At 46.9% G+C, this 16,250-nt stretch carries 16 protein-coding genes and 1 tRNA gene; 11 read left to right on the plus strand and 6 right to left on the minus strand.

Going from position 1 to position 16,250, the window contains the following annotated elements; translation table 11 throughout:
- Nucleotides 1-50: 50 nt before the first annotated feature.
- The 4 genes from ftsY to rpoH all read left to right on the plus strand — a co-directional run bounded on the left by ftsY (nucleotide 51) and on the right by rpoH (nucleotide 4,085).
- A complete protein-coding gene (gene ftsY, locus TOL_RS00660) occupies nucleotides 51-1,319 on the plus strand; it encodes a signal recognition particle-docking protein FtsY (RefSeq protein ID WP_015485330.1) in 1,269 nt (422 codons plus the stop codon).
- An 18-nt stretch (nucleotides 1,320-1,337) separates the two neighbouring features.
- Entirely contained in the window at nucleotides 1,338-2,054 is a 717-nt protein-coding gene (gene ftsE, locus TOL_RS00665) for a cell division ATP-binding protein FtsE (RefSeq protein WP_015485331.1), read from the plus strand.
- Nucleotides 2,047-3,090, plus strand: a complete 1,044-nt coding sequence (gene ftsX, locus TOL_RS00670; RefSeq protein WP_015485332.1) for a permease-like cell division protein FtsX — start codon at nucleotides 2,047-2,049, stop codon at nucleotides 3,088-3,090. The genes ftsE and ftsX overlap by 8 nt, the downstream gene beginning before the upstream one ends.
- Nucleotides 3,091-3,215: 125 nt before the next feature.
- Nucleotides 3,216-4,085, plus strand: a complete 870-nt coding sequence (rpoH, locus tag TOL_RS00675; RefSeq protein ID WP_015485334.1) for an RNA polymerase sigma factor RpoH — start codon at nucleotides 3,216-3,218, stop codon at nucleotides 4,083-4,085.
- 75 nt (nucleotides 4,086-4,160) lie between these two features.
- On the opposite strand, the gene TOL_RS00680 is transcribed toward rpoH, so the two are convergent.
- From TOL_RS00680 to TOL_RS00690, 3 genes are all read right to left on the minus strand, one after another.
- Nucleotides 4,161-4,556 (minus strand): acyl-CoA thioesterase, encoded by a 396-nt coding sequence (locus TOL_RS00680; RefSeq protein WP_015485335.1) that lies wholly within the window; start codon nucleotides 4,554-4,556, stop codon nucleotides 4,161-4,163.
- A 92-nt stretch (nucleotides 4,557-4,648) separates the two neighbouring features.
- Nucleotides 4,649-6,025: a TRAP transporter large permease gene (locus TOL_RS00685; protein ID WP_015485336.1), complete on the minus strand. Its 1,377-nt coding sequence runs from the start codon at nucleotides 6,023-6,025 to the stop codon at nucleotides 4,649-4,651.
- Nucleotides 6,018-6,530: a TRAP transporter small permease subunit gene (locus tag TOL_RS00690; RefSeq protein ID WP_015485337.1), complete on the minus strand. Its 513-nt coding sequence runs from the start codon at nucleotides 6,528-6,530 to the stop codon at nucleotides 6,018-6,020. The genes TOL_RS00685 and TOL_RS00690 overlap by 8 nt, the downstream gene beginning before the upstream one ends.
- Nucleotides 6,531-6,767: 237 nt before the next feature.
- Here TOL_RS00690 and TOL_RS00695 point away from each other — a divergent pair, with 237 nt between their 5' ends.
- From TOL_RS00695 to TOL_RS00720, 6 genes are all read left to right on the plus strand, one after another.
- Nucleotides 6,768-7,808 (plus strand): PstS family phosphate ABC transporter substrate-binding protein, encoded by a 1,041-nt coding sequence (locus tag TOL_RS00695; RefSeq protein ID WP_015485338.1) that lies wholly within the window; start codon nucleotides 6,768-6,770, stop codon nucleotides 7,806-7,808.
- A 95-nt stretch (nucleotides 7,809-7,903) separates the two neighbouring features.
- Nucleotides 7,904-9,277 carry a phosphate ABC transporter permease subunit PstC gene (gene pstC, locus TOL_RS00700; RefSeq protein ID WP_025264493.1) on the plus strand — a complete coding sequence of 458 codons (1,374 nt, stop codon included), beginning with the start codon at nucleotides 7,904-7,906 and terminating at the stop codon, nucleotides 9,275-9,277.
- Nucleotides 9,270-10,550, plus strand: a complete 1,281-nt coding sequence (gene pstA, locus TOL_RS00705; RefSeq protein ID WP_015485340.1) for a phosphate ABC transporter permease PstA — start codon at nucleotides 9,270-9,272, stop codon at nucleotides 10,548-10,550. The genes pstC and pstA overlap by 8 nt, the downstream gene beginning before the upstream one ends.
- Before the next feature lie 70 nt (nucleotides 10,551-10,620).
- Nucleotides 10,621-11,424, plus strand: a complete 804-nt coding sequence (gene pstB, locus TOL_RS00710; RefSeq protein ID WP_015485341.1) for a phosphate ABC transporter ATP-binding protein PstB — start codon at nucleotides 10,621-10,623, stop codon at nucleotides 11,422-11,424.
- Nucleotides 11,425-11,435: 11 nt separating this feature from the next.
- Nucleotides 11,436-12,158, plus strand: coding sequence for a phosphate signaling complex protein PhoU (gene phoU / locus TOL_RS00715; protein ID WP_015485342.1), 723 nt, complete (start codon nucleotides 11,436-11,438; stop codon nucleotides 12,156-12,158).
- Between the two features lie 319 nt (nucleotides 12,159-12,477).
- The gene (locus tag TOL_RS00720; RefSeq protein ID WP_015485343.1) at nucleotides 12,478-13,410 is read left to right on the plus strand and encodes a porin; all 933 of its coding nucleotides are present in this window, start codon (nucleotides 12,478-12,480) and stop codon (nucleotides 13,408-13,410) included.
- A gap of 84 nt (nucleotides 13,411-13,494) precedes the next feature.
- Here TOL_RS00720 and phoR read toward each other — a convergent pair whose 3' ends face one another.
- Both phoR and phoB read right to left on the minus strand, forming a co-directional pair.
- Entirely contained in the window at nucleotides 13,495-14,751 is a 1,257-nt protein-coding gene (gene phoR, locus TOL_RS00725) for a phosphate regulon sensor histidine kinase PhoR (RefSeq protein ID WP_015485344.1), read from the minus strand.
- 3 nt (nucleotides 14,752-14,754) lie between these two features.
- Complete coding sequence (phoB, locus tag TOL_RS00730; RefSeq protein WP_015485345.1) at nucleotides 14,755-15,462, minus strand: phosphate regulon transcriptional regulator PhoB; 708 nt, start codon at nucleotides 15,460-15,462, stop codon at nucleotides 14,755-14,757.
- A 151-nt stretch (nucleotides 15,463-15,613) separates the two neighbouring features.
- On the opposite strand from phoB, the gene TOL_RS00735 reads away from it, so the two are divergent.
- Nucleotides 15,614-15,689 (plus strand) — tRNA-Thr (locus TOL_RS00735).
- A 47-nt stretch (nucleotides 15,690-15,736) separates the two neighbouring features.
- On the opposite strand, the gene TOL_RS00740 is transcribed toward TOL_RS00735, so the two are convergent.
- Complete coding sequence (locus TOL_RS00740; protein WP_015485346.1) at nucleotides 15,737-16,228, minus strand: cyclic di-GMP-binding domain-containing protein, MshE-related; 492 nt, start codon at nucleotides 16,226-16,228, stop codon at nucleotides 15,737-15,739.
- Nucleotides 16,229-16,250: the final 22 nt, after the last annotated feature.

Genomic DNA, 16,250 nt, shown 5'->3' on the forward strand with positions numbered 1-16,250 from the left:
CTAGTAATGTATCTTACTTCATCGTCATTGTAGCTAGTCTGAGAAGACCGATGTTTGATTTTTTTAAACGTAAGAAAGACAAAAACAAATCAGAAAAACCTGAATCGGCGGAGCTTGATAGCGCGCTTGAGCAAACGCTTGAGCCAATAAGCTCCCAGCCAGTAATTTCTGAGATTGAGCCACAGCCAGTGGATGTGATCACCGAGCCAGAAAAGGCCATGATTAAACCGCCAGTGGTTGAAGAGATGGTCGTTGAGCCAACACCTGTAGAAATCCCTCCAGTTGTTGCTCCAAACGAGCTGGATATCACACCAAGCAGTGCCGTTGCTGAAATCAACCCCGATGTTATGGTCGATGTGCCGGTGAAGGCCGTAGCCGAAGAGAAAAAGGGTTTCTTTGGTCGTATTCGCAGTGGCTTAAGTAAAACTCGCTCAGGCTTTACCGATGGCCTTGCCTCGCTATTGCTGGGTAAGAAAGAAATTGATGATGACCTGATGGATGATCTCGAAACTCAGCTCATCATGGCCGATGTTGGGGTGGAAGCCACGACCGAAATCATCAAGCGTCTTACCGCACGCGTGAGTCGCAAAGAATTGAAAGATTCGGATGCTCTTTACGAAGCCTTAATCGACGAGCTGCAAGACATGTTGGCGGTATCACAGAAACCGTTGGTTATTGATAGCAGCAAAAAGCCGTACGTTATTTTAATGGTGGGTATTAATGGTGTCGGTAAAACCACCACCATTGGTAAGCTGGCTAAACAATTTCAAAAACGCGGTAAGAGCGTGATGCTCGCGGCGGGTGATACTTTCCGTGCCGCGGCGGTAGAGCAACTACAAGTATGGGGCGAGCGCAATAATGTCCCTGTGGTTGCCCAGCACACAGGAGCGGATTCGGCTTCGGTATTGTTCGATGCCTTGCAAGCCGCACAGGCGCGTAAAGTCGATGTCTTGATTGCTGATACCGCAGGTCGGTTGCACAACAAAGACAACCTGATGCAAGAGTTAGAGAAGGTTGTGCGTGTGATGCAGAAACTCGATCCGAGCGCACCTCATGAGGTGATGTTGGTGTTGGATGCAGGAACAGGTCAAAACGCCATTAACCAAACTAAGCATTTCTTGCAGTCCGTTGGCGTAACCGGTTTAACGTTAACTAAGTTGGATGGCACTGCCAAGGGTGGGATTATTTTTGCCTTGGCAAAACAGTTCGGCTTACCGGTGCGTTACATCGGTGTCGGTGAAGGAATTGACGATTTACGGCCATTTAATGCCGATGAATTTACCCGCGCCTTATTCCGTCACGATACAAAAGAAGATTAACTTCCAAGGCCTTGTAGTATGACCATGGTACGTTTCGAGCGAGTCAGTAAGCGTTACGGCGCCGGTAAAGACGCGCTCAGCAATATTAACTTTGAGCTTGCTCGGGGCGAGTTTGCTTTTTTAACCGGCCATAGTGGCGCCGGTAAAAGTACGCTGTTGAAGTTAATGATGCTGATGGAGCGACCGACTCGCGGCAAAATCATTGTTGATGATCAAGATCTAACTACCATGCGTCCAGGGCAAATCCCCTACCATAGGCGCAAGGTCGGAGTGGTGTTTCAGAATCATCAGCTGTTATTTGATCGCACTGTCTTTGAGAACGTTGCCTTACCTTTGCAGATTGCTGGGTATACGCCTGCCGAAGCGGCACGGCGCGTGCGTGCTGCGCTGGATTCCGTCGGCTTGCTCGGTATGGAAGGGCGCAACCCAATTGAATTATCGGGTGGTGAGCAGCAGCGTGTTGGTATTGCGCGTGCTGTCGTTAATAAACCAGCCCTACTCTTGGCGGATGAGCCTACCGGTAACCTCGACCCTGAGTTATCTGAAGAAATCATGAATCTCTTTTTACGCTTCCAGCAAGTGGGTGTGACTGTATTGATCGCCACTCACGATATTGCTTTGATCGAGCGCATGGGTCATCGCCGCCTGATTCTTGATCATGGCGAACTGCATTGCAGTGAACTTCAGGCGCGTAAGTCAGACTCCAGTGACTTGCTGGGAGATGACCATGGCTAAGCCAGGTGCTTCGCGTAACACCCCGCCAGTAAAGAAAAGTGCTATCGCTAAAATGGCGCCGGCAACCAATAAAGGCGGCAAGAACAATGCTGGCGCTTCAATGCAGAATATGGGGTTTCGCGACCAGATCTCGTCTTATGCTGCGCATCATCAATTAGTCGCCGTCGAAACACTTATGCGTTTGTGGGCAAACCCGATGAGTAGTGTGCTCACTTGGTTGGTGATTGCCATCGCTTTAACTCTGCCGGGAGCTTTGTGGATATCGCTCGATAATCTAAGTCAGCTCAGTGGTCGGTTTCAGGCTTCTGGTAGCATTACCGTTTATTTAGTGCCGGGCACGGCAATTAAAGATGGCCAGACAACCCAAAAAACAATCGCAGGTTTAAGTCATGTGGTTGATACCCGCTTTATTGATGCGGATACAGCGCTGGAAGAATTCCGCACAACGAGTGGTTTGAAAGATGCTTTGGATCTGTTACCGAGTAACCCATTGCCGCCGGTTATTGTGGTCGAGCCGCAGTTAGGTACGCCACAAGCTCAAGTGTTGGCTTTGGGCAAAAGCATAGAGCGATTACCTTTTGTTGATGTTGTTGAACTCGATACCGCATGGCTTGAGCGTTTGCTGGCCTTACTTGCTTTAAGTGAGCGAATTATTTGGGTGATGGGCGCCTTACTGGCCTTGGCCATTGTGCTGGTGGTCGGTAATACGATTCGCCTATCTATTGCTGCGCGAGTGGATGAAATTCGAGTGGTTAAATTGGTTGGTGGCACCAATGCTTGGGTGCGTCGGCCATTTTTATATACTGGTTTGTGGTTTGGCATGGTCGGTGGATTGATGGCTTGGGTTTTATTAGCAATTTGTTGGTTGCTGGTGAGTGGGCCCGTCGAAGATCTTGCTCAGTTATACGGCTCCACCTTCTCTCTGGCGCCATTATCAGCAAGCGCGGCGTTATTTTTACTCTTTAGTGCTATGTTTTTGGGTTGGTTGGGGGCTTGGTGGTCAGTTCATAGGCATTTGGATCAAATTGAACCATAATCAACAGAATTGGTTTTGATTGTTCCAGAATAGAACTTTCACAACGGTTGGATGTCATAAGAATCCGGTGCTACACTAATCCGCGTTAAAGACCTCTCAGAGGCGAAATTTTTTAGGAGTGTTCGATGAACAAAGGTTTGCAAGCTGCATATGCTTTGTCACCAGGGGCTAACCTGGAATCCTACATTGCTAACGTCAATGCTATTCCTGTATTAACTCCCGAGCAGGAGAAATCGTTAGCAGAGCGTCTTCATTACCATGAAGATCTTGATGCTGCTCGTCAGTTGGTTATGGCGCACATGCGTTTTGTCGTTCACATTGCCCGTAGTTACTCGGGTTATGGTTTGAACCAGTCAGATTTGATCCAAGAAGGTAACGTCGGTTTGATGAAAGCGGTTAAGCGCTTTAATCCCGAAGTAGGTGTACGCCTTGTGTCTTTTGCGGTGCATTGGATCAAGGCCGAAATTCACGAATTTATTCTGCGCAACTGGCGCATCGTGAAAATTGCTACGACCAAAGCTCAGCGCAAGCTTTTCTTTAATTTGCGCAGTCAAAAGAAGCGTTTAGGTTGGTTGACCCAAGCTGAAGCTAAGTCTATTGCTGATGATCTTGGCGTAGAAATGAAGACCGTATTTGAAATGGAAGGTCGCCTAAATTCGTATGATGCCGCATTTGATGCCGGTGCCGACGATGACGACGAAACTGCCTATAAGGCACCTGCATACTTTCTTGAAGATCACAGTGCTGATCCTGCTTTACAAGTTGAAGCGGATAATAGCGAGCAAGATTCTAGTGACCGTTTACATCTTGCATTGGCCTCACTGGATGAACGCAGTCGAGCGATTTTGCAGCACCGCTGGTTGGCAGAAGAGAAGTCGACTCTGCATGATCTAGCCGCTATTTATGAGGTATCGGCTGAGCGAATTCGCCAGTTAGAAAAGAATGCCATGAAAAAGCTAAAAGATGCCATGAGTACCGAATTAGTACCGGTTTGATATTCGCTTTACGCAGCACCCCTTGTAAAAAAGGCCGCTCAGGATGAGCGGCCTTTTTTTATGGGAGTTGGAAAGTCAGCGTGGTACTTTACGAATGCGCCCAGACTCATCAATAGCCACATAAACAAATACGGCATCAACGACTTTACGTCGTGCTTTTTCATTCGGATTTTGTGTCCAAACTTCAATACCTATTCGAATCGACGACGAACCAATGTCTAACAACTTAGTGTAGAAACACACCGCAGCACCAATACGAATCGGGGATAGAAACACGACAGATTCGAGTGCCACGTTGGCAATTCGCCCGTGCGCAATTCGGCTGGCGACACTTTCTGCTGCATGGTCCATGTGAGCAACTACCCAACCGCCACTAATATCACCATGGGTATTAGTGTCTGAACGATTAGGGATAAGTTTCAGTGCGAGTTCACCATCCGGCGTGGGTTGGTTATCTTCCGTTACATCCATAGAGCTAGCCTGATTATTCATTATTTTGGGCGAGTGTACTGTAAATTACGCTCGTTTACAGGTGTCTGTTAGGCAATATAGCATTTCCAGCCTTACCCGTAGATTTCATGGGGTAGCCAAGTTGCCAATTCGGGAAATATAGCCAGTAATCCGAGTAATGCCAGTTGAATTAGGATGAAAGGAATGACGCCGCGATAAATGGTTCGTGTGGGCACATTTGCAGGTGCCACACCGCGTAAATAAAACAGAGCAAAACCAAAGGGTGGTGTTAAGAACGAGGTTTGTAAGTTGATGGCGATCATAATGCCAAGCCATATGGGATCGACTCCCATGGTTAGTAGTACGGGCGCGACAATCGGTACAACAACGAAAGTGATTTCAATAAAGTCGAGAATAAAGCCGAGCAGGAAGATAACGACCATAACCAGCAGCATTGCTGAGAATACCCCGCCAGGTAGATCATTAAAAACTTCATGTACCAGCTCTTCACCGCCAAAGCCGCGGAATACTAGTGAAAATAGTGCGGCACCGATGAAAATCAAGAAAATCATACTGGTGACTTGCAGAGTTGAGTCCACAACCTCGCGTAAACGTTGTAGATCAAATTCGCGATAGAGAATCGCCAACATTAAAGCGCCCAAAGCGCCAATGCCTGCCGCTTCGGTGGGGGTTGCTATGCCCGTTAAAATCGAGCCTAGCACGGCAATAATCAATGCCAATGGGGGTAGTAGGCCTTTCAGCAATTCGAGTAAAAAGCGTGGCGACATTGCTGGGCGATCGGCGACTGCAGGTGCTGCACTTGGTTGAAAGAACGCTACTAAGCCGGTGTAAAGCAGATAACCAACAACCAATAATAGGCCGGGTATCAGCGCACCAACAAATAAGTCGGCGACAGAGACGGTATCGGGGGTAAATATACCCATATTGAGCTGAGCTTGTTGATAGGCGCTAGATAGTACGTCGCCTAAGATAATCAATGCCGTTGAAGGCGGAATGATTTGCCCTAAAGTTCCTGTTGCACAAATAGTCCCGCTGGCTAGTGCAGGGCTGTAACCGGTGCGCAGCATCGCCGGTAACGAGATTAATCCCATAGTAACAACGGTTGCACCAACAATCCCCGTGCTGGCGGCGAGTAACATTCCCACTAAGATAACCGAAAAGCCAAGCCCGCCTCTTACTGGCCCAAATAGTAGGCCTAGATTACGTAGAAGCTGCTCTGCGATGCGAGATTTTTCTAACATTACCCCCATGAACACGAATAAGGGCACTGCGATCAAAATCTGGTTGTTTAGTATGCCAAACAAGCGATTGGGAAAGGCACTTAAAAACGCCGGATCGAGCGTATCAGTGAGTAAGCCTATTCCAGCAAACAGTAAGGATGTACCGGCTAGGGTAAAGGCAACCGGAAATCCGGCCATCAGAACTAGGCAGATGACCGCGAAAAGTATGATGGGCATCCATTCAGTCATATTGTGCTGCGCCTGTATCAGTTGCGGTCAAACTGCGCAGCAGCTCGGCAATTGCTTGCAATATTAAGGTAATTGGCAGCATCAAAATGAGCGTCTTGAGAAGATAAATATAAGGTAACCCTGAGGCTTCTTGAGAGCGTTCTTGGATCGCCCAAGCATTGCCAACGTACGTCCAACTTACCCACAGCATAAACAAGCAGGTAGGTAATACTAAAAAGATAATGCCAAGGCGCTCGACCCAGCGTCGCCGTTGTTTTGACCAACTACGGTAAAAAACATCGACTCGCACATGCCCTCCCTGTTGCCAGGTATATGCAGAGCCGAGCATGAAGATAGTCGCATGGAGATACATGACAGCTTCTTGCATTGCAATTGACGGCTGGTCAAAGGAATAACGTAATAAAACAACGCCACATGAAATAAGCACCATAAGAAGTGCTAGCCAGCGGATCGCCTGCCCTGTTTTTTGGGTAATGCCATCAAGTATGTTGATTAACTGCTGCATGAGGTGGTGCCTGTATAGGATGGCGGCATTATAGCGGTGCTGGCGTCGCGGGGTAACCCCGAAGACACCTGCGGCGATTAGTCCGTCTTACCTCGTTTTAACGGTCCACGATGTCACCAAAATGTAATAAACTTCGCCCGTGTCATATTTCTGTAACATGAACCGCAAATAATAGCGCCATACCAAAGCAAACGAGTTGTTGCTGGTTTACAGCATAACCATAAGAGGAAACTCAACATGAAAAAAGTATTGTTAGCTGGCGTTGCTATGATGGCATCGATTGTGGGCACCCAAGCTCACGCAGATCGCGATTACATCAGCATTGTTGGTTCATCGACCGTATATCCGTTCTCTACTGTTGTGGCTGAGCGTTTTGGTAAATCGTCTAGCTTCCGTACACCTAAGGTTGAATCTACCGGTACTGGCGGTGGGTTGAAGTTGTTTTGCTCCGGTGTGGGCGAAGCGACTCCAGATATCACTAATGCATCTCGTGGTATCAAGTCTTCAGAAATCGAACTTTGTGCTCAAAACGGCATAAAAGACATCATCGAAGTGATGGTGGGTTATGACGGTATCGTTTTGGCTAATACCAAAGAAGCTGAAGGTTATAGCTTAACTCGTAAAGATGTGTTCTTAGCCTTGGCTAAAATGGTTCCTAACACTGATGGCACCGACACTCTAATTGAAAACCCATACAAGACTTGGAAAGACGTTAACCCAACGCTTCCAGCGCATAAAATCGAAGTATTGGGTCCACCACCGACGTCTGGTACGCGTGACGCGTTCGTTGAGTTGGCAATGGAAGGCGGTTGTACTCAGTTCCCATTCATTAAAGCAATGAAAAACACGGACAAGAACAAGTACAAAGCTTTGTGTCATGGTTTGCGCGAAGATGGTGCATACATCGAAGCGGGCGAAAACGACAACTTAATCGTACAAAAATTGGTCGCCAATCCAAATGCATTAGGTATTTTTGGGTTTAGCTTCCTAGAGCAGAATGCGGATAAAGTGCAGGGATCGAAGATTGACGGTAAACTGCCGACCTTCGAAGCTATCTCTTCTGGTGATTACCCAGTTAGCCGTTCATTGTTCTTCTACGTGAAAAAGGCTCACATCGGTGTGATCCCTGGTATTCAAGAGTTCTTGGCTGAATTCACCTCTGAGAAAGCGATGGGTGAAGATGGTTATCTTGCAGACAAGGGTTTGATCCCAATGACTGAAAAAGAAGCCGCTAAGGTCATGGATGCCGTGAAGAATCTGAAAACGATCTCTAAGTAAGATCTGACAGAACAATGCGCTAGCGCATTGCCAAAGGCCGGGCCCCAGGGTTCCGGCTTTTGCGTGTTTAATCAACTGAGCAAAACAGACGAGTCATGAATTACAGTAGCCTGATAATCGCCGTACTGATCGCCTTGGTCGGGGCCTATGTTTTAGGTCGTAACCGAGCAAGATCAATTGCCAGTCAGGGAATGAAAATGCATTCTCTGCCCACTCACTACGGCGCCCTGATGTCGCTTTGGACCGGTCTTCCAGCACTTTTGTTGTTGTTGATCTGGAGCTTAGTTGAACCAGGCATCGTTGATTCTTTGTTGGTATCGCAATTACCAACAGCTATCCAAGAAGGCAGTGCTACTGATATTCAGCTCGCCTTAAGCACGGTTCATAATCTAGCGATTAATGCCGGAGTAACCGCTGATGCTACTTTGATGCCGGCGGTTAATCATTTACGTGACCTGCAATCGCGTATTAATTTGTTGCAAGGTGGGGTCATCCTCGCCATGTTATTTATCGGAATTGCACTTACTTGGCGTCGAATTCAGCCGGAAATGCGTGCCCGCTCCGAAGTTGAAACCATTGTCCGTGGTCTTTTGTTTGCGAGCTCGGCTGTCGCTGTTTTAACCACTGTCGGCATTCTTGCTAGTGTTCTTTATGAAGCATGGATGTTCTTCGGCAAAGTAAATGCCTTAGAGTTTTTATTCGGCACTACGTGGTCGCCACAGGTTGCCTTGCGTGCTGATCAGTCTGGATCGTCAGGTAGTTTTGGTGCCATTCCGTTATTTACTGGTACTTTATTAATTTCTGCAATTGCCATGTTTATTGCTGTGCCGGTCGGATTGATGGCTGCTATTTACTTGTCAGAGTATGCCAACTCAACCGTGCGTCAGTACGCAAAGCCAGCATTAGAAATTTTGGCTGGTATTCCCACCGTCGTTTACGGCTTCTTTGCTGCATTAACTGTTGCGCCATTTATTCGCGAACTCGGTGAATCTATGGGCTTGGCCGTTTCATCAGAGAGTGCCTTAGCGGCTGGTTTAGTCATGGGTATTATGATTATTCCGTTCGTATCCTCTTTATCTGATGACGTCATTAATGCGGTGCCGCAATCGCTGCGTGATGGTAGTTACGGCTTAGGTGCTACCCGTAGTGAAACCGTGAAGCAGGTGGTTATTCCCGCGGCATTACCGGGTATTGTTGGTGCTGTAATGCTCGCTGTTTCCCGTGCCATTGGCGAAACCATGATCGTTGCCATGGCGGCAGGTTTGGCAGCCAATTTAACGGCCAACCCACTCGACAGCGTAACTACGGTCACAGTGCAAATTGTAACCTTGTTGGTTGGTGACCAAGAGTTTGATTCACCGAAAACATTGGCCGCATTCGCGTTAGGCTTGGTGCTTTTCTTAGTTACCTTGGCCTTGAACTTTGTCGCTTTGAAAGTCGTACAGAAATACCGAGAGCAATATGACTAACAGTAATTTAAGTACTCGTGAAAAAGTAGAAAAGAGCATGAAGCGTCGCCGTGCCGGCGAAATGCGCTTCCGCGCTTATGGCATGGCATCGGTATTATTTGGTCTGTTGTGCTTAGTTTTACTCTTTAGTGACATTATCTATAAAGGAGCGTCTGCTTTTCGTCAGACAGTCCTTAATACCGATATTGTGATTGATGCCAGTTATCTAGGTATTGATGAGAAGTCGTCCGAAAAAGAAATAATGAACGCTAACTTTGAAGGCTTAATCAAACAGCATTTCAAAGAAACGATTAAGCCCGAGGGGCGTAGAGAGCGTAGCCAGTTATATGGTTTGCTCAGTGTCGGTGCTGGTTGGCAGTTACAAACTCTAGTGCTTGATAACCCAAGCTTGATCGGTAAAAAAATTAATGTCGATCTCATCGTTGATGATGATGTTGATCAGTGGTTTAAGCACGACCGTGGCCAGCAGGACGGTAGTACGCGCCTTTCAGACTTGCAGATTTCTTGGCTGGAAAGCTGGGTTGCTGAAGATCGTTTATTTACGCGTTTCAATAAACAATTCTTTGTTAACGGCGATTCGCGTGAGCCGGAGTTAGCGGGTATTCGTGGCGCTATTACCGGCACTTTGCTGACATTAGTCGTTACCTTTTTATTGTCGTTCCCAATTGGTGTGGCCGCAGCAATTTATCTTGAAGAATTTGCGCCGCGCAATCGCTTAACCGAAATCGTTGAAATTAATATCAACAACTTAGCGGCAGTTCCATCAATTACATTTGGTCTGTTAGGTTTGGCGATTTTCATTAATATGGTGGGTGTCGCACGATCGACCCCAATCGTAGGTGGCTTGGTTTTAACCTTAATGACATTACCGACCATTATTATTTCTGGGCGAGCCGCCATTAAAGCCGTGCCGCCGTCGATTCGCGAAGCTGCATTTGGCCTCGGCGCTTCTAAAATGCAGGTGGTTTTTCACCATGTATTACCGTTGGCATTACCTGGCATGTTAACCGGGACCATTATTGGTATGGCGCAAGCGTTAGGCGAAACCGCCCCCTTATTGATGATTGGTATGGTAGCGTTTGTGGTGGATGTTCCGGCTTTTATTAACGATCCATCGACGGTATTGCCAGTACAAATTTTCCTTTGGTCGGATAGTCCTGAACGTGGCTTTATGGAACGCACATCGGGCGCGATTATGGTTTTAATTGCATTTTTGATCACCATGAATACAACTGCCGTTATGCTCCGTCGTCGCCTAGAGCGCCGCTGGTAATCACCTAAGGGTGAATTCCCAATAATGCATAACGAGCAAACTGAACGAATTAAGAATTGGATCATGACTTATGAGCTTTATTGAAAACCACACTACCGATGGCACGCCATATTGCGATGATGCAAAGCTGCGCGCTCGCGATGTTTGTGTTTATTACGGTGAGAAACAAGCCATTCAAAATGTGAGTTTGGATATTGGTGCCAACGAAGTTATCGCACTAATTGGCCCATCGGGTTGCGGTAAATCGACATTCTTGCGCTGTCTAAATCGTATGAACGACACCATTGATATTTGTCGAGTAACAGGTGAAATCTTACTCGATAGCGAAAACATCTATGACCCAAAAATCGATGTTGTGCCGTTACGTGCTCGTGTTGGCATGGTATTCCAAAAGCCAAATCCGTTCCCTAAGTCTATTTATGACAACGTAGCTTACGGACCGCGGATTCACGGTTTGGCCAGTTCGCGTGTTGATATCGACGAAATCGTAGAAAAAAGTTTGCAGCGTGCCGGTCTTTGGAATGAAGTTAAAGATCGTCTACATTCACCAGGTACTGGTTTGTCGGGCGGTCAGCAGCAGCGCTTATGTATTGCTCGCACGATTGCGGTTGATCCTGAAGTTATTTTAATGGATGAGCCGTGTTCTGCCCTTGATCCAATTGCAACTGCTAAGATAGAAGAGTTAATCGACGAGTTGCGGGAAAATTACACCATTGCGATTGTGACGCACTCGATGCAGCAGGCTGCTCGTGTATCTCAGCGCACCGCTTATTTTCACTTGGGTCAATTGATTGAAGTGAACTCTACGGATCGGGTGTTTACCACTCCTGAACACGCACTGACAGAAGCCTATATAACCGGCCGCTTTGGGTAAGGGGAAATACCATGGAAATGAATTTTAATCAGCACATATCAGGTCAGTTTAATGCTGATCTCGAAGCCATCCGCAGTCATATGATGAGCATGGGTGGATTGGTTGAGCGCCAAGTGGCGAATGCCATTGAAGCGATTTGTAACGGCGATACACGTATCGCCGACGACGTTATTCGTCGTGAAGATGACGTCGATAAAATGGAAGTGGCGATTGATCGCGAATGTACGCAAATTCTTGTGCGCCGCCAACCGGCGGCTTCTGATTTGCGTATGGTGCTTGCCGTTTCTCGTGTTGTACGTGACCTTGAGCGTATGGGCGATGAAGCGAGTAAAATTGCGATCCATACGTTAGAAGTTAGCGATGCAAAAAACCCACAGCTGTGTCAGCAAGCGATGCGCTATATGGGAACCGAAGTTGTAAAAATGATTGCCGGTGCCCTAGACGCTTTTGCTCGCCATGACGTTGATGGTGCCATTGAAGTCGTTCGTAATGATAAGTTAGTGGATAAGCAATATGCTTCGGCATTACGTGAATTGATTACTTACATGATGGAAGATCCCCGCTCTATTGGCCAAGCGATCAGTATTTTGTGGATTTTGCGCGCCATCGAACGCATCGGTGACCATGCACGTAATATTTCAGAGCAAGTTATCTATTTAGTGAGTGGTGCTGACGTACGTCATAGCTCGCTGACTGAAATTGAAGAACAAGCGCACAAAGAAGCAAAAGAATAAGACTTTTTGCGTCTATGACTTAGTTGAAGACGTAATATTCTAGAGTTTCCCCTGTTTAAGTTGACGCCACTCACCGAGTGGCGTTTTTTATTGTGTTCCCGCCTATTCAATTCTTGATCTCCAGCTACACTCATAATGCTCTGCATTTCATGAAATTGTCATCGAACAGTCATATTTTGGGTTTATGTCATATTTCTGTAATAAAGATGACATAGATTTGTCATCACTCGGTCATGAAGATCGAAATTAGAAAAAAATAAACTTGATTGCCAACTGGGCGAATAATCGCCGGTTACACAACCAGAATGGAACTACCACAATGAAAAAATTAGCTTTGTCTTTGGCTGTTGCCGCAGCACCTTTTATCGCTCAGGCGGAAACGATTGAGATTGAAAAGCCATCTTTCTATGGCAAGTTGAATGTGACCCAAGAGTTTGTGCAGCCAGAAAATGCGGGTAACTACAGCCAGTTAAACTCAAACGCATCACGTTTGGGCTTAAAAGGTAAAATCGCATTGGATCATGGTTTGACTGGTATCTATCAAGTTGAATACGAAGTGAATGCGGATGATGGTACCGAGAGCAAAAGTGGTAACACGTTGACTCAACGTAATACATTTGCGGGCGTTAAAGGCGAGTTCGGTGAAGTGATTGTTGGTATGTTCGATACGCCGTTTAAAGCTACCCAAAACAAAATTGATTTGTTCAACGATCTTCGTGGCGATATCAAAAACGTCATCAGTAACAGTGAAAATCGTGAAGCAAATAGCGTTCAATACACTTCGCCAAATATGGGCGGCGCAGTTGTTACCGTGGATCACATCAACTCTGAAGATGAAGATACCAACAACGGTTTGTCAGCATCTGTTGCTTATACACTCGAAGATATCTATTTAGCAGCCGCTTACGACAATGAAGTTGAAGGTGAAACCATCAATGCTTACCGCGTGGTTGGTCAGTTCACTGTTGATGCAATCCAGTTGGGCGCATTGTGGGAAAGCCAAGACACTGATGGCGAATCTAAAGACGGTTGGTTAGCGTCTGCACAGTTAAAAATGAATAGCACAGTTGCCTTGAAAGCTCAGTTTGGCTTTTCAGACATTAAAACAGAAGGTGGTTCGACGTTCAGCCTTGGTGCTGATTATAAGCTAGCGAAAACCGCTAAAACCTTCGTATATGTGACTCAAGAAGATTCTGATGATGAGTCTATTAACGCGACTTACATCGGTGGTGGTTTAGAATATAAATTCTAAGATCTAACTGAAGTGAAAAGGCGCCTAATTAGGCGCCTTTTTTATTGCTCTCAGGATACTGGTTTAATCGATGTTGAGCTGATATCAGCGAACGCGGTAGGTTGGAATTACGAAGCTAAAAGTACTGCCTTCACCTACGACTGAATCAATTTGCAATGTGGCGTCGTGGTGCTCAAGCGCATGTTTAACAATGGCAAGGCCCAAGCCGGAGCCACCAATCTCAGACTCTCGTGATTCATCAACGCGGTAAAAGCGTTCGGTGATTCTATTGATATGCTCGGCGGGAATACCATCGCCTTGATCTATAACGCTTACTTTTAAGCCTTTCATTGAGGTGTGAATTTTTAAAGTCACATCTTTGCCGCCACCGTACTTTAGAGCATTGGTTAGCAAGTTAGTTAATATGGAGCGGATCTCATCAGGAAAGCCTTCAACTTCAGCTTTAGCGCGGTCATCCATAATGATATGACCTTCGGCGAAGTCTCGTAGCTGATCGATAACCTCGTGGCATAGCTGAGTAAAACTAAACCACTCGCCTTTACGCTCGCTACTAACACTTTCTAGTTTTGATAATTCAATAAGATCATTTACCAGCATGGTCATGCGCTTACTTTGACTGTCCATTTGATAAATGGCTTTGTTCATGGAGCTGGGCAGTTCCATATCGCTCATCATTTCTAAGTAGCCATTAAGTACCGTCAGCGGCGTTCTCAATTCGTGCGATACGTCGGCGATGAAGTTCTGGCGCATGGATTCGACGCGTTTACGCTCGGTCACGTCGCGTACCAGCATGACCTTTTGCTCGTAACCAAATTCTGTGATTTGTAATTGCAGACTGAATTTGCGCATGTCGAATTGCAAGGCTTCACGAAAGTCTCCCTGATCGAAATAGCGCACAAATAATGGGTGACGAATTAGGTTCTTAACGTGCTGCCCTGCGTCGTCCTTGCGCAAGCTTAATAAGCGGATCGCAGCGCCGTTAATGGTGGTGATGAAACCTTCTTGATCAAGAATAAGAACACCGTCTTGCAGTGACTCGATACCTTGGTTGTAGCGCTGTAATTCCATCGCTTGTTTGGCCAGTCGCGCGCGCAACTGTTTTTCGCGTCGTAGCAGCTTATCAACGCTGTAGCCAACATAACCACTATCTTGTGGTGGAGGCCCTAAGCGGTAGCTCCAACGATAGAGTGCTTGGGCAGCGTGTAAGCTGACCAGTTGGGAAACTGTTAAGCCAGTGAGCAACCCCACGGTTGGATAGCCAACAGACCAGCCTGCAGCTAAGCCCGTACTGACTAAGGCACCTACTCGAAAGAGTTCTTTTTGCCATGCACTTTGATGCAAACGCTAGCCCTCGTTCAGATCGGCGGTCGGTGCAAAACGGTAACCCGCACCTCGGACCGTCTGGATTAAGTGTTCATGGCCATCGATGGACATGGCCTTGCGCAAACGTCGAATGTGAACATCAACGGTGCGGTCATCAATATAGACGTTGCCGCCCCATACTCGATCGAGTAATTGCGCACGCGAGTGCACACGGTTGGGGTGACGCATAAAGTATTCTAACAGGCGGAATTCGAGCGGGCCTAGAGGGACATCTTGCTTATTGACTTGGCATTTCTGTTCGGCGGGTATGAGCACTAGCTGCGCGGCGGTGAGCGCCTGCTCGGTATCATTAATACCAGCACGTCGCAGAACGGAACGAATACGTGCAATCATTTCGCGGGGAGAGAAAGGTTTAACGATGTAGTCGTCGGCACCAGCGTCTAAACCTCGTACGCGATCATCTTCGTCGCTGCGAGCCGTCAGCAAAATAACCGGTAAATCCTGGGTACGAGGATCACGTTTTAAGCGTTGCGTTAATTCAATGCCAGATAGCATGGGCATCATCCAGTCCAGTAAGACTAAATCAGGACGGTCATTTACGATCATCTGATGCGCCAGCATACCGTTTGCGGAACGGCGAGACTTAAATCCCGCCATTTCTAAGCTGGTACAGATCAGATCGCAGATAGCGGGTTCGTCGTCGACAACGAGAATATATCCACCACTCATCAGCGGGCCTCAGTGTATGGCATTATTGCGGCGGGTATTGTGACATTTTTATGAAATGAAGCTAGTGCAGATTATTTTGAAAAATCTTTGATTTATAACGAAAAAAGTCTTGACGGGTTTTCAATTCATCCGTAATATCCACGCCCACTTAGCCGGTATAGCTCAGTCGGTAGAGCAACTGACTTGTAATCAGTAGGTCCCGAGTTCGACTCTTGGTGCCGGCACCAGTTTAAAAAGCCCACTTCTTTGAAGTGGGCTTTTTTTTGCCTTGAATTTAGAAGTACACATTCAGCTGCAAGCTGTAACTATTATGTACTTCTTCGTTGCGACTTAAGCCATATCGAATTTCACCACGCTCGGGTTCACCTTTATATACTTCCCATGCAGTCCAAATGGCTCGTTCTAACGTGCTTTCTGGCATGTAGACATCATTTATATAGGTTGGATAGTGCTGCTGTTCGGCTATGCTGCTGTACCAGTTATCAACCTCTGGGGAATGATCAGGATCGGCGGCGAATGTGCTTGAAATAGGTGCCATGAAGGCAAAGCAGGCGGCGCATGGGCGTAACCACTGTTGTCGTTTTAGCGCACGTTTCAATGTTTTGTTGTCAATCGCTCTAATGGCGATTAGGGCTTGCCCAAGTTGGCAGTTTTTCTCTTGCTGTAATCGCAAGGCGGTATCAAGCTCATTAGCGGTAATCAGGCCACGGTTGAGTAGCAACTGACCTAGGCTATGCGGTAGGACAGGGAGAGATTTGGACGGCATCTTGGGGCTTCCGTAAACAGCT

The organism is Thalassolituus oleivorans MIL-1 (assembly GCF_000355675.1).
GTDB classification, from domain to species: domain Bacteria; phylum Pseudomonadota; class Gammaproteobacteria; order Pseudomonadales; family Oceanobacteraceae; genus Thalassolituus; species Thalassolituus oleivorans.

Coding starts and splice junctions, on each gene's coding strand:
- ftsY (WP_015485330.1), top strand. CDS start 51: ATGTTTGATTTTTTTAAACGTAAGAAAGACAAAAACAAATCAGAAAAA.
- ftsE (WP_015485331.1), top strand. CDS start 1,338: ATGACCATGGTACGTTTCGAGCGAGTCAGTAAGCGTTACGGCGCCGGT.
- ftsX (WP_015485332.1), top strand. CDS start 2,047: ATGGCTAAGCCAGGTGCTTCGCGTAACACCCCGCCAGTAAAGAAAAGT.
- rpoH (WP_015485334.1), top strand. CDS start 3,216: ATGAACAAAGGTTTGCAAGCTGCATATGCTTTGTCACCAGGGGCTAAC.
- TOL_RS00680 (WP_015485335.1), bottom strand. CDS start 4,556: ATGGATGTAACGGAAGATAACCAACCCACGCCGGATGGTGAACTCGCA.
- TOL_RS00685 (WP_015485336.1), bottom strand. CDS start 6,025: ATGACTGAATGGATGCCCATCATACTTTTCGCGGTCATCTGCCTAGTT.
- TOL_RS00690 (WP_015485337.1), bottom strand. CDS start 6,530: ATGCAGCAGTTAATCAACATACTTGATGGCATTACCCAAAAAACAGGG.
- TOL_RS00695 (WP_015485338.1), top strand. CDS start 6,768: ATGAAAAAAGTATTGTTAGCTGGCGTTGCTATGATGGCATCGATTGTG.
- pstC (WP_025264493.1), top strand. CDS start 7,904: ATGAATTACAGTAGCCTGATAATCGCCGTACTGATCGCCTTGGTCGGG.
- pstA (WP_015485340.1), top strand. CDS start 9,270: ATGACTAACAGTAATTTAAGTACTCGTGAAAAAGTAGAAAAGAGCATG.
- pstB (WP_015485341.1), top strand. CDS start 10,621: ATGAGCTTTATTGAAAACCACACTACCGATGGCACGCCATATTGCGAT.
- phoU (WP_015485342.1), top strand. CDS start 11,436: ATGGAAATGAATTTTAATCAGCACATATCAGGTCAGTTTAATGCTGAT.
- TOL_RS00720 (WP_015485343.1), top strand. CDS start 12,478: ATGAAAAAATTAGCTTTGTCTTTGGCTGTTGCCGCAGCACCTTTTATC.
- phoB (WP_015485345.1), bottom strand. CDS start 15,462: ATGAGTGGTGGATATATTCTCGTTGTCGACGACGAACCCGCTATCTGC.
- TOL_RS00740 (WP_015485346.1), bottom strand. CDS start 16,228: ATGCCGTCCAAATCTCTCCCTGTCCTACCGCATAGCCTAGGTCAGTTG.